This window comes from Moraxella lacunata, from assembly GCF_900453205.1.
Classification (GTDB): domain Bacteria; phylum Pseudomonadota; class Gammaproteobacteria; order Pseudomonadales; family Moraxellaceae; genus Moraxella; species Moraxella lacunata_B.
The window spans coordinates 136,700-150,424 of record NZ_UGQU01000002.1; the positions used below are offsets into that span (position 1 = coordinate 136,700).

General features: G+C 44.6%; 10 protein-coding genes. 4 read left to right on the top strand and 6 right to left on the bottom strand.

Annotation, left to right across the window (positions count from 1 at the left end):
- Positions 1-3 precede the first annotated feature (3 nt).
- From DX073_RS06125 to DX073_RS06140, 4 genes are all read right to left on the bottom strand, one after another.
- Positions 4-774 (bottom strand): tRNA threonylcarbamoyladenosine dehydratase, encoded by a 771-nt coding sequence (locus DX073_RS06125; RefSeq protein ID WP_115006669.1) that lies wholly within the window; start codon positions 772-774, stop codon positions 4-6.
- A 293-nt stretch (positions 775-1,067) separates the two neighbouring features.
- Positions 1,068-1,904: a TatD family hydrolase gene (locus DX073_RS06130; protein ID WP_115006671.1), complete on the bottom strand. Its 837-nt coding sequence runs from the start codon at positions 1,902-1,904 to the stop codon at positions 1,068-1,070.
- A 95-nt stretch (positions 1,905-1,999) separates the two neighbouring features.
- The gene (gene uvrA / locus DX073_RS06135) at positions 2,000-4,867 is read right to left on the bottom strand and encodes an excinuclease ABC subunit UvrA (protein WP_115006673.1); all 2,868 of its coding nucleotides are present in this window, start codon (positions 4,865-4,867) and stop codon (positions 2,000-2,002) included.
- Between the two features lie 344 nt (positions 4,868-5,211).
- Positions 5,212-5,727, bottom strand: coding sequence for a hypothetical protein (locus tag DX073_RS06140; protein ID WP_115006675.1), 516 nt, complete (start codon positions 5,725-5,727; stop codon positions 5,212-5,214).
- Between the two features lie 620 nt (positions 5,728-6,347).
- Here DX073_RS06140 and metN point away from each other — a divergent pair.
- From metN to DX073_RS06155, 3 genes are all read left to right on the top strand, one after another.
- Complete coding sequence (gene metN, locus DX073_RS06145; RefSeq protein ID WP_115006677.1) at positions 6,348-7,394, top strand: methionine ABC transporter ATP-binding protein MetN; 1,047 nt, start codon at positions 6,348-6,350, stop codon at positions 7,392-7,394.
- Positions 7,384-8,073, top strand: coding sequence for a methionine ABC transporter permease (locus DX073_RS06150; RefSeq protein ID WP_115006679.1), 690 nt, complete (start codon positions 7,384-7,386; stop codon positions 8,071-8,073). The genes metN and DX073_RS06150 overlap by 11 nt, the downstream gene beginning before the upstream one ends.
- 180 nt (positions 8,074-8,253) lie before the next feature.
- Positions 8,254-9,129 (top strand): MetQ/NlpA family lipoprotein, encoded by an 876-nt coding sequence (locus DX073_RS06155; RefSeq protein WP_115006680.1) that lies wholly within the window; start codon positions 8,254-8,256, stop codon positions 9,127-9,129.
- Positions 9,130-9,174: 45 nt separating this feature from the next.
- On the opposite strand, the gene DX073_RS06160 is transcribed toward DX073_RS06155, so the two are convergent.
- A complete protein-coding gene (locus DX073_RS06160; protein ID WP_115006681.1) occupies positions 9,175-10,758 on the bottom strand; it encodes an alpha/beta hydrolase-fold protein in 1,584 nt (527 codons plus the stop codon).
- 86 nt (positions 10,759-10,844) lie between these two features.
- Positions 10,845-12,998, bottom strand: a complete 2,154-nt coding sequence (locus tag DX073_RS06165) for a TonB-dependent siderophore receptor (RefSeq protein WP_115006682.1) — start codon at positions 12,996-12,998, stop codon at positions 10,845-10,847.
- Between the two features lie 104 nt (positions 12,999-13,102).
- Between DX073_RS06165 and DX073_RS06170 the strand changes: the two genes are divergently transcribed.
- Positions 13,103-13,624: a hypothetical protein gene (locus tag DX073_RS06170; protein WP_115006683.1), complete on the top strand. Its 522-nt coding sequence runs from the start codon at positions 13,103-13,105 to the stop codon at positions 13,622-13,624.
- Positions 13,625-13,725: the final 101 nt, after the last annotated feature.

Below are 13,725 nucleotides of genomic sequence, written 5' to 3' on the forward strand. Positions count from 1 at the left end.
TTATCAATGGGGTTTTGATGATTGTGCAATCATCTTTAAACATTCGCTCGCCATTATCATACCCACGCTTGCCGTTACCGTAACCGCCGAGCCATAGCCACCGCAGTTAAGTCCACTTTCACAGGCATTGGCAAGTTTTAAGGGTTCGGACGAATAGACACATTTCATGCCAAACTTTTCCTTTAAAGATTTATTGATATTTTTATCTCTTAGGTGTTGGCGTAATTTGGCAAGTAAGGGGTCTTGATATACATCTTTTAAATCACTCACTTTTATTTGCAAAGGGTCGATTTTGCCCCCTGCTCCACCTGAGATGATGAGTTTAACTTTATTAAATCGGCAATATAGGGCAATTGCCAATTTGGCATTCATGTCATCCACACAGTCTAATATAATAAGCGGTCTTTTTTTGGCTTTATAGTCTTTTATAACATCAATACTTGGTAATAGCTTATCAATATTATCAGGCGTGATAAAGTCATCAATGGCATTGATTTTGATATTGGGGTTAATGCCAATTGCTCGTTTTGTCATCTCGCCAATTTTTGATTCGCCAAAGGTGTCGGTTAGGGCGGGCAGTTGGCGATTGACATTACTCTCCACCAGCACGTCCATATCAATGAGCGTCATCTCACCAATACCTGTGCGAGCTAACGCCTCCACCGCCCATGACCCCACACCACCAATGCCAATCACATAAACATGAGCGTGGGTAAATTTGTCAAAATCATCGCCATATAGCGTGCGGGTGCCTGCAAATCTGCGGTTGGTCATTTTATTTTACTCTTTAAATTTTGGGCGAATAAATTGCCCCTACAAGCTAAAAATAATGGTAGTGGTCTAAAAAGTATGCTGAACTAGATTTTCCGTTCGCCCTGAGCCTGCCTGCGGGTAGGAAAACCGTTAGGTTTCCCAAGCTCACCACGAACGGTTTTCTTTGTAGCATACTTTTTGAACCAGAGCCAAAATAATTATTTAATAATTGATAAGTAGGCATTTTAAATTAAAATTAAATCATTTAATGGTGCGTAATACGCACCCTACCAATTTTTATTTTTAAAAATTATTTAATGATATTCAAAATTAGTTTTAAATGCCTCATTGCTGTTTTGCCAAAATTGATATGCCAAGGTTTCTTTATCCATATTAAATAACACCGCCAATTCATCTAAAACATATATTAAATTTTTGGGTTCATTAAAATAATTACCGCCCAGTTGAGCAGGGATAGGATTCATATCAGGGCAATCGGTCTCAATCACAAAAGCAGATATGCCAATTTTATCAAATACCGTTTTTACCGCTTGGCGTAATTTTTTGGCATTAGGGTTGGTGATTTGCCCTGTAATGCCAATTTTAAAACCCAATTTGGCAAAATGCAACGCTTCATTTTCGCCACCGCTAAAACTATGAGCGATACCGCCTTGATTGTGAGCGTTGTATTTTTGCATCTTTAAAAGTTTTAGGGTATCGGCGTGCGATTTGCGAATGTGTAATAAAATGGGTAAATCATGCGTTTTTGATAAGCCGATTTGCTCTATAAAAAAACGGCATTGCTTATCATAATTATCCACCGATTTTAATTCATCAGGATAAGTATCAAGCCCTATCTCGCCAATGGCAATGTTGGGATATTTGTTTAGATAATTATCTAAAATATCCAAATCATCATCGCTATGTTCTTTGATATATAACGGGTGTAAGCCACACGCCAAATGGTGCTTGATTGGATAATGGCTATCGGCATGGTATTTGACCTGTCTCATTCTATCAAAATATTTTGCCAAATAGCCAATAAGCACCACATGACGCACGCCATGCGTAAAGGCGGTGTGATTGTATTCATCACGCTTATTGTCGTATTCGGGTACGTCAAAATGGGTGTGGGTGTCAAATAAATACATGAGCTACCTTTTTGGCGGATTGGGACTACTTCGCCTTGGTATCAATAACAATACCAAGGCGGTTAGGGTCAGTTTAAGCAGTTTGGATTTTTTCATCAGCCCTTATCCAGCACCATTTTTAAAAACCGCCCTGTATGCGACTTCTCATCGTCCGCCACCTCCTCTGGCGTGCCTGTGGCGACAATCTCGCCCCCACCTGAGCCACCTTCATAGCCCAAATCCACGATGTAGTCAGCGGTCTTGATGACGTCCAAATTATGCTCAATGACCACCACCGTATTGCCCTTATCTCTAAGGGCGTGCAAGATGTCAAGCAGTTTGGCAATGTCTTCAAAATGTAGCCCTGTGGTTGGCTCATCTAGGATATAGAGTGTCTGCCCTGTGTCCCGTTTGGCAAGCTCTTTGGCGAGCTTAACTCGCTGTGCTTCGCCCCCTGACAATGTCGTGGCGGATTGCCCAAGCTGAATGTAGCCCAAACCCACCTGCATCAGGGCTTCTAATTTGCGATGAATGGCAGGGATTGCTTCAAAAAACACCAAGGCATCTTCTACCGTCATGTCTAGCACGTCCGAGATAGATTTGCCCTTGTAGTGGACTTCTAGGGTCTCACGATTGTAGCGACTGCCTGCACAGACATCGCACGGCACATACATATCTGGCAAAAAGTGCATTTCTACCTTAATCATGCCGTCCCCTTGACAGGCTTCACAGCGACCGCCTTTGACATTAAAGCTAAACCGCCCTGCCTTATAGCCCCTTGCCCGAGCTTCTGGCGTTTGGGTAAATAGGTCTCTGATGAGCGTAAACACGCCCGTATAAGTGGCAGGGTTGGAGCGTGGCGTGCGACCGATTGGCGACTGGTCTATGTCCACCATTTTATCAAGGTGTTCTAGCCCTGTGATTTTGTCATACGGCTCAGGCACAAGCGTGGTTGCGTTATTTAGGTGCGTGGCAGACAGTGGCATGAGCGTGCGGTTGATGAGCGTGGATTTGCCCGAGCCTGATACGCCTGTGATACAGGTCATGACACCGATTGGAATGGCTAGGTTTACATTTTTTAAATTATTTCCCTTTGCTCCGTCTAGGCGGATATATAGGGGTTCGGTTACGGTTTTTTTGCCTTTTTTAATCTCGCCTGTTTTGGCACTGTGGCGGATTTTGGGAATCTCAATGCGTTTTTTGCCCGATAAATATTGCCCTGTTAATGAGTTGTCATTCTTGGCAATCTCGTCCGCCGTCCCTGTGGCAATCACACGTCCGCCATGCACGCCTGCCCCCACACCAATGTCAATGATGTGGTCAGCGGTGCGAATGGCGTCCTCATCATGCTCCACGACAATGACGGTGTTGCCCAAATCTCGCAGGTGAGTCAGCGTGGATAATAGGCGGTCATTGTCTCGTTGGTGCAAGCCAATGGACGGCTCATCAAGCACATACATGACCCCCATAAGCCCTGCTCCGATTTGGCTTGCCAGACGGATACGCTGAGCTTCCCCGCCCGATAGGGTCTCGGCAGAGCGGGCAAGGGTTAGGTATTCTAGCCCCACTTTGGTCAAAAAGCCCAAACGCTCACGGATTTCTTTAAAAATCTTATCCGCCACTTCGCCTTTGTGTCCGCCGATGTGCAGGTTTTCATAATATTGCCACGCTTGCCCTATCGGCAGGGCAATGATGTCGCCCACGCCCCGTCCGTCCACTTTGACATTGCGAGCGATGTCATTTAGGCGAACGCCATTACAGACATTACAAGTGGTATCAGATAAATATTGGGCTAACTCATCTCGCACGATGTTGCTTGTGGTGCTGTGATAACGGCGTTCTAGGTACGGTAAAATCCCTTCAAATGGCACGGTTTTGGTTGTTTTACGCCCACGTTCATCGGTAAAGTTAAAGGTGAGTTTCTCTTTGCCCGAACCGTTTAAAATGATAGTTTGCTCTTTTTTGGTTAAGTCTTGCCACGGCTTATCCATGTCAATGCCAAAATGCGTGCAAACGGTTGTCAAAAGCCCAAAATAATAAGCGTGGCGTTTGTCCCAACCGTGTATCGCCCCTTGATTTAGGGATTTGGCAGGTTCGGTAACGATACGTTCGGCAGAGAAATACTGGCGTTTGCCCAGTCCATCACAAGACGGACACGCCCCAGCAGGATTGTTAAAGCTAAACAGGCGTGGCTCCAACTCGCTCACTGCCCTATCACAGGCAGGGCAAGAGTGCTTGGCAGACAGCACCGTCTCGCTCTCATCGTCCATGTTGTGCAAAATGGCAATGTCCGAGCCAAGGCGTAACGTGGTCTCCAAACTCTCCGCCACACGGTTACCCAAATCATCTCGCACCTTAAATCTATCCACCACCACGTCTATGGTGTGTTTGTGCGTTTTGGCAAGCGTGGGCAATTCGTCCATGTCATAGACTACCCCGTCAATGCGAACTTTGGTAAAACCCTGTGCTTGTAAGCTCTCCAATAGGGCAATATGCTCGCCCTTACGTTCACGCACGACAGGGGCAAGGAGCATGAGCCGTGTGCCGTCAGGTTTGGCAAGAATGTCGTCCACCATTTCGCTCACCGTTTGGGCGACCATGGGCAAACCGTGTTCAGGGCAATGGGGCGTGCCGACACGAGCAAACAGTAATCGCAAATAATCATACACTTCGGTAATCGTGCCGACCGTGGAGCGGGGGTTGTGGTTGGTTGATTTTTGTTCAATGGCAATGGCAGGGGACAAGCCTTCAATACTATCCACGTCAGGCTTCTCCATTTGTGATAGAAACTGGCGAGCATAAGCGGACAGACTCTCCACATAACGTCTTTGCCCTTCGGCGTAGAGCGTATCAAAGGCGAGCGATGATTTGCCCGAACCCGATAAACCTGTAATGACAACCAACTTATCTCGTGGAATGTCCACGTTGATGTCTTTTAGGTTATGGGTTTTTGCCCCTTTGATACTGATGTATTCGTGTGCCATGATGTACCTTTTAATATTTTGATAAATGTTTAGGTATTTAAAATACGATAGGTTTATAAATGGGGGTGTTTTTAAAATTTGAAATAGCAATAACCAAAATTTACAGCTAACAAAATTGAATTTTACTACGGAAACTGTTCGCCCTGAGCTATGCCTGTGGGTCGGTTTCCGTTATGGTTCGACAGGCTCACCACGAACGGAAACTGTAGCACTTTTTCATTTTGCAGAGTGTACAATGATAAAACAGCACAAAAAACCACCCAAATGCAGAGCATTTAAGTGGTTTTATTTTATGAACCCAATTAAAATTAATCAGGTAAATTTAACTTATTATTTAGCACTTCTTAGTACTTTACACGATACCATGCATCACGAGCAGCAAGTTTGGCCTGTTCCCACGCCAGACGTGATTCGCCTTTAACTTCATTCCATGAACGCTCCAAATCACTTTCATGATCTTCAAAGCGAGCATCAGCAGGATAATGTGGACGGTTGGCATAACCTACGGCATAAGCAGGTAGGTAGTCACGGTCATAGTCATAGCCTGCTACATAAGTGGGCGATGTGGCATAGTGAGCACGCCAGTAGGCTTCTTCAATGGTTGGGTCAAAGGCTTCGCCTGCGGCACTGCCTGCACCACCACCAACGATTGCACCCACGGCACCGCCGATAAGTGCCCCTAGTGGACCTGCCAATGCACCAATGGCTGCCCCTGCGGCTGCACCGCCTAGACCACCGACTGCCGTGCCTACTGGGTGTGAACCTGGCTCGCCTGTGATTGGGTCAGCGTTTAGGTCTGCTTTAGTCTCATCGGACATATTTTTTACAACGTCACGGTCGATATGGTCATAGTTACTCATGATGAATTCCTTATTAAAGATGGAGTTGTCACTTGGTTATTACTGATTTGGGCAAAGTGAAATTCTATTTTCATTTAACGTTGATTTTATGCATTATTTAAACTAACATAACAACCTAGCAAATCATCATTAAAATCATCCAAAATTGGCTTTACCCACGACACCAACCATGCTACGTCATTCATGCTTATCATTAGTCCAACAGATATTAAGCATTCATTTGGTATGTTTCTTGTTGGTGATGAGTGTATGATAGGCGATTTTCGGGGTGCGTGATAGCCATAAAATGTAAAATCATCGGCGGTCTTGTGCGTGCTTTGCCCTAGAAATTTTAAAAATGTTACGCCATTGTTGCAACTGTCGTAGTTATGCGTGATTGTGGGGAGAAGTGTTGATTTTGAGTAAATTTTGGGCAATTTTTTGGTTTTTCATGATTTGTCATTTGTGTTTTAGCCATTTTCATGCAAAAATTGATTGAAATTGTCAAATTTTCATCTATTTCATAAAAATGTTGTCAATGGTAGGCATGCTCTAATAACAAGACCATCAATCAGTCAATTTTCGCCATAATATTCACGCAATCCATGCTATAATAACCAATTTTCCCAAATTTACCCATTATGATAAGATTACAAGGCGTTAGCAAAACTTTCGCCATAAAAAAAGACGGCAAACCCACGACCTTTACCGCCCTACAACCGACCGATTTGACGGTGGCAAAGGGCGAGATTTTTGGTGTGATTGGAGCCAGCGGAGCAGGCAAATCCACGCTCATTCGCTGTGTCAATCTCCTAGAACGCCCCACGACAGGACACGTATTTGTGGACGGTGTGGACTTGATGAACCTAGACAATGCTGACCTTATCAAGGCTCGCCGTCATATCGGCATGATTTTTCAGCAGTTTAACCTGCTCTCATCTCGCACGGTGTTTGATAATGTCGCTTTAAGCCTTGAACTGTCTGGCACACCCAAACACAACATCAAAGAAAAGGTAAGCTCCCTGCTTGAACTCGTGGGCTTATCCGAGCGTCATCACGCCTATCCGTCTAGCCTATCAGGCGGTCAAAAACAGCGTGTCGCCATTGCCCGAGCATTGGCAACCGACCCAAAAGTTTTGCTCTGCGATGAAGCAACCAGTGCCTTAGACCCTGCCACAACAGGGGCGATTTTGGATTTATTAAAAAAAATCAACAGCGAACTTGGCATTACCATACTGCTCATCACGCACGAAATGGACGTGGTCAAACGCATTTGTGATAAAGTGGCGGTCATTGACAAGGGCGTGTTGGTGGAACAAGGCACGGTGGGGCAGATTTTTGCCAATCCCCAAACCGAACTTGCCCACGACTTTATCAAGGCGACTTTTCATGTGAGCTTGCCTGATGAATTTTTGGCACGCCTGCACGCCCATGAGACGGACGGCACTTATCCTGTGATACGCTTTGAATTTAGTGGCAAAACGGTGGACAGTCCGCTCTTTTCGGAGGCGACACGGCGATTTGGCGTGGCGTTTAACATTTTGACTTCACAAATGGACTATGTGGGCGGTGTCAAGTTTGGCGTAACCATAAGCCAAATGATTGGCGAGCGGACGGCGTGCGTGGAGGCATTGGCGTTTTTTACAGAACATCATGTTGGATTTGAGGTGTTAGGCTATGTGGCATGAGATTTATCAAGGCTTTATGAGCGAGCTGACCCCCCAAATGTGGCAAATGGTCTATAAGTCCACTTACGAGACGGTCTATATGGGACTGGTCTCTACCGCCATATCGGTGCTGGTGGGGCTACCGCTTGGATTTTTGGCGTTTTTGACGGGTAAGGGGCGGATTTTGGCGAATAAGCCTTTATTTGCCATATTGGACGTGATTATCAACGTGGGGCGGTCGGTGCCGTTTATCATTTTGCTCATTATTTTATTGCCCTTTACTCGCCTGATTGTAGGGACAACGCTCGGCACGACCGCCGCCATTGTGCCACTTGCCATGACCGCCATTCCTTTTGTGGCAAGGCTTACCGCCAACGCCCTAGCCGAGATTCCCACAGGTTTGACCGAATCGGCTCATGCCATGGGGGCAACCAACTGGCAAATCATCACAAAATACTACTTCCCCGAGAGCCTACCCATACTCATCAACGCCATAACGCTCACGCTCGTCTCGCTCATCGGCTATTCGGCAATGGCAGGTGTGGTAGGTGGTGGCGGTCTGGGCAATCTTGCTATCAGCTATGGCGAACATCGTGGTATGGTCTATGTCAAATGGATAGCGACCGTCATCATCGTGGCGATTGTCATGATATGCCAAAAGGTGGGGGATATGCTTGCCGAGCGGTTTGACCATAGATGATATGCCAAAATGGCATAAGTATAGTGCGTTATGTTAGTCAAAATTCATATTGAAGTTTGACTAATTTTTTGCTTTAATATGTTAAAATTTATTGTTGTCATGATTTTGTCATTTGATAAATTCAATGATTTTAAATTGACAAACAGATAAATATCATTCCTTTTTAAATAGAGACCCCTTATGAAAGCAAACAAATTTTTTGGTCTGTGTGCCTTGGCATCAGGCATTGCCCTAGTTGGCTGTGGTGGCGACAAACCTGCCCAAACCGAAACCAAAACCGACACAACCGCCCAAACCACAACGGCAACCGCTACCTCTTGCCCTGCTGGCGACCCCAACAAAATCAAAGTGGGCGTGATGAGCGGGCCTGAACATAAAGTTGCCGAAGTGGCCGCCAAAGTCGCCCAAGAAAAATACGGTCTGGTGGTAGAATACGTTGAGTTTAACGACTACGCCCTGCCCAACACCGCCGTCTCCAAGTGCGACTTAGACGCCAACGCCATGCAACACAAGCCTTATCTTGACAAAGACAGCCAAGAGAAAAAACTGGATAATCTGGTCATCGTAGGCAATACCTTTGTCTATCCATTGGCAGGCTATTCTAAGAAAATCAAAAGCATAAGCGAGCTTAAAGACGGTGCTATCGTGGCAGTACCAAACGACCCGTCAAACCTAGCTCGTGCACTCATTTTGCTTGAAAAGCAAGGGCTGATTAAACTCAAAGACAACACCAACCTATTCTCAACATCGCTTGACATAGTAGAAAACCCCAAAAAACTTGAAATCAAAGAAGTGGATACATCAGTCGCCGCTCGTGCCTTAGATGACGTGGATTTGGCGGTGGTGAACAACACTTATGCAGGTCAAGTGGGCTTAACCGCCAATGACGGCGTATTTGTTGAAGACAAAGACTCGCCTTATGTGAACATCATCGTTGCCCGTGCCGACAACAAAGACTCGGACGCCATCAAAAACTTCGTTCAAGCCTATCAGTCTGATGAAGTAGAAGCCGAAGCCAAAAACCAATTTAAAGACGGTGTGGTCAAAGGCTGGTAAATGACCAAAAATAAGGGCGTTATTTTGTGATAACGCCCGATTCTCTTATCTTGCAAACAATTTCTCCAATCCGTCAATCAACGCCACACGCCATACAGCATAATCATGTCCGCCTTCATATAGCCGAAAAGTCGCTTGATTGCCTTGTTTGTTTAGGCTGGCAACCAGTGTTTGGCTTGACCCCAAAATGCTGTCATTAACTGTCTCGCCCTGACGGTGTGTCTCGTAGCTACCTGCCATGATATGCCATTTTTGGGTGTGTTTTGCAGGATTTTGCTGGATTAGGTCGTATAGGTGTTGGTCTTGTCCGTTTTTATACCAAAATGAACCAGATAATGGCAACACATTGCCAAAAATATCAGGATGGCGATATGCCACAAATGCCGCAGCCAGTCCGCCATAGCTTGACCCTGAAATCACTGTCCTGTCTGCACTTGTCGATACACCCATCTGTTGCACCACAAATGGCACAAGCTCATCATTCATCATCTTAGCAAACTCATCATTCATCGGTAGCTCGGCATGGCGATTGACATTATCAATCAGCACGGCAATCACACCGATGCCTGTGCGCGTGGCAAAATCATCAAGCAAGCTTGGCACACCAACCACATTTAAATACACATCACCATCGAACAGATACAGCACAATCGGCTGACTGTCTTTTTTGACATTATTGGTTTGGTAAAGCCAAATGCGTCTTTGATTATTTAGCAACTCGCTCTTAAAAATCCGCTCTACCAGTTTACCCTGATGAGCCTTGGTCTGTGAAAATGCAGCATTCACACCCACCCAAGAGCCGTTACCAAAACGATGGGGATTTAGGGGGTCGTGCGTGAGTTTAGCGAGCATGGCTTGACGTTTTTTGTAGCGAATATCATCAGCACTCATTGCAGGATTTGGGGCAAGCATGGGGACGTTGGGGGCAAATTCATAACTTAGCAAAAGAGAATCTTTAACCCAAAAACTTTTATACCAAATATCACTCTTTGGTAATTTATATAGCCATTCATGGTCATTACTGGGCGAGCCAAGCAGGCGGACGTTGACGGTCGGCTCACTTTCACGCCACAAAAATGTCATCAATGTCTTATCGCCCACTTGCTCTATCAAGGGAGTGCCATTTTTGGCAACATTTTGCCAAAAATTGGCTAAGTTTTGGGCGGTTGGGTCTTGTTGTACTTGTTGTAACAGAGGGCTTTGTGGTTTATCATTATGGTAATCTGTGTCGTCTTGAACGGTGTGATTATAGGTTAAAGACAGGGTATAGCAAGCCTGTGATCCTGTGGGAGCGTCTAAGATCAGCCGATCATTGGTATGAGCATGCCATAGCAAAAAACTTTGCTCATTGACTTTGTTATTAAAAATCACACGTTTGACCTTATCCTGATGAAAATCAAGCGTCATGCCATGTAGTTTGTCGTTGTTGCTAAATGAGATTTTGCCCGCTACCAGGGTATTTAGTTGCTTACTATCTAGAGGAATTTGGGCGTAATTGCCATGAATACAACCTTGATGTGTGGCTTGCAAAATATCATTATGACTATGCTTGGTTGTGATGTCGGCATGGCTGATTTGATAAAAAGACAAAGCGATTAAGATGACTAAGGTTTTGGCAGAATGTTTCATAAGCGTCCTGTTTTATTATTTAAATTGGCACTTTAAAGAACAAAAGAGCAATCATTATTGCTCTTTTTTCATCAAGCGTGATTTGATTACCAACGATAACTCACCGAACCGATGATTTGGCGTTCTTTGCCATAAAAGCATGAATCGGCATTACTACAAGATGCCACATAATGCTTGTCGCCAACATTTTGGACATTGAGTTGTAGGGTTATGCCTTTTAGTCGTGGGAATAGTACTGCCGGGCGATAGCCAACTTTTAAATCCCAAAGTGTGTAGCTAGGTACAGTCAGTGTGTTAGTGCGGTCATAAGTTTTGTCTTGATGACGCATGCCCACGCCTACGCTTAGACCGTCCAAAGTGCCAGAAAAACGATAGTCCGTCCATAGTGAGTAGTTGTGTTTTGGTACATTCCAATGGGTTTTGCCAACATTGCTAGGGTCAGTATCTCTTTTGATGGTTTTGTCAAGATAAGTGTAGCTGCCACTTAGCCCCCAATTTGGTGTGATGTCGCCTTGTAACTCAATCTCAGCCCCCAATGTTTGCACTTCGCCAATTTGTTTATTGCTACGAGTGGCACGGTCAAACTGCACAAGATTTTGCTGTTTGATGTCAAATAGCGACCCTGTCAAAAGTACCCGTGGCGTGATTTGGTATTTTACGCCAAGTTCGGCCTGGGTGGACGTGGTTGGTTTTAGGGCGTTGCCATTTGCGTCTGTACCGATGGCAGGGACAAAAGACGTGCCATAACTGATATAGGGCGACACACCGTTATCAAAAGCATACAATGCCCCTGCTCGCCATGTAAATTTACTGTCTTTTTGGCTTGTGAATTGATTATTAAGCAGGTTTAGCTCGCTTGTTTTTGATTTGTCATAACGACCCCCTACCAAAAAATGCCACTTATCAAATGCCATTTCATTTTGGGCGTACACTCCAATTTGGCGATTTTCTTGCTTGCTTTTGGTACGAAGGGCAGGCGGAGCAATATTAACACCATAAATAGGAGCTTGCCAGTCAATGCTCGGGGCATCACCAAGATGAGTTGTTTCATCACGGTCAATATCAGTATAATCCACACCCGCCATCATGCTGTGCGATAGACCACCTGTATTAAGCTTGAAATTCACAGAATTATCTGTCTGAAAAGAGGTATGTGAATAATCCCACATTCGAGCCTTGCGCACCAGAGTACTGGGGTTGTTGCTATCAGGATACCAAACGATGACGGATTTTAGAATGTCGCTATATTTGCCATAACGGGTTTTTTGGCTGAATCTTAAATTATCATTAACATCATAATCAAACTGATAGCCAAGCTGGGTTTGTTTGGTTCTGATGTCGTGAAAATTGGGGTCAGAACCAAAAAAGTCATAGGGTATGTATTTGCCATTGACAGGGGTTAATAAACCTTGCGCCACCAGAAAATTACGGTCGCCCGCTTTGGGCTGATTTTCATGTAAGGCAAACACTTGCAAATTGGCTTTGTCGCTGATTGCCCAATTGATAGATGAAGATAAGGCATGGCTTTCTTGCTTAGCATCGCCTGCTTGCCATTCTAGTTTTTTAACCGCCCCAATCAAACGATAGTCCACCTTATCATTTAATTTGTTGTCGATATCAATGCCAAGCTCGGTACGGTTATTTGCCCCTACTTTTAGGGCAATCTCTTTCTCATTACTACCACTTGCCTTTTTTAGGTTAATATTAACCACGCCACCAGGGGAAGATTTGCCATATAGAGCAGAGATACCGCCTTTTAGTACGTCAATACTATCGATAAGATAGGGGTTCATTTCAAGAGAAGTGGCATAGCTCATGCCATCCACAAGCAAGGCTGACCCACCACCGTCATGCTTGTTACCAATGCCACGCACCGTCATTTCAATATTGCCATTCTCACCACGATAACCCCCTTGCACACCACTGGTATAGGCAAGTGTCTCTGCCACGTCAATCGGCTCTCGCTCATCCAGATGACGGCGTGTTACCACGTTGATAGATTGAGGCGTGGTATCTAGATACGCATCTGTTTTTAGGGCGGTAATTTCATCATAAGGGCGGATATAGCTGTACCTTGCCCCGTTTCTTTGAATAATAATGGTTTCTGGTGCAAGAGTAACGTGCGGTTCGCCAACATTATCATCAGTGTTAGCAAATGCCGTAGGATACGCCAAAACACCGAGTACAGCAAGGGCTAAGGGGTGTAATTTTGGCAAAGGATAGGTTGAAAAGTTTTGCATTTTAACTCCTAATTCTTGACAAAAATAATAATATAAATGATAATTAATAAAATTTTAACACAATCGCAACACACCCAACCGAATAAAAAGCAATTTTTTAACCAATGAGCATCACCATAAATCCCCACGAGCATCAGGCGAATTGTCAGCACATTCGGCTCATCACGGACGTGATTGACGTGCATATTTGCTTAAAAATAACCCATGTTGATACGCTTGCACCTACATATACGACAGCTTGGGATTATTTTGAACCAGGTGTGCGACTGGTATTTACCTTGGATGGGCAGACACATTTACGGTTTGATGGGGGAGACGGCGAGTATTGGCATATTTATCAGGCACAAGGGCAGGGTTTGTTATTTCCCATCAACCAAAAGACATTGGGCGATAAATGTTTTGTGCAGGGCAGGCAAAGCGAGCTTGTGATTTTTTGCAATTATTATTATTTGGAGAATTTAGGCATCTCTCCGATGATTATCAAAATGTTTAGAAATGCTCATTTAATGCCTTTTACTATTGACATGAATGCAACGGCAGGGCTGTTAAGTCAAATCATTACCCATTATCACATCCACAAAACCACTCCAAAAAAGCTGATTAATTTATTGGGTATTGTTAAATAAAGATAGATTTTAAGGTTTTCCGTTCGGACTGAGCTTGTCGAAGTCTAGGAAAACCGTTATGGTTCGACAAGCTCACCACGAACGGCTTTCTAGAAAAGTAT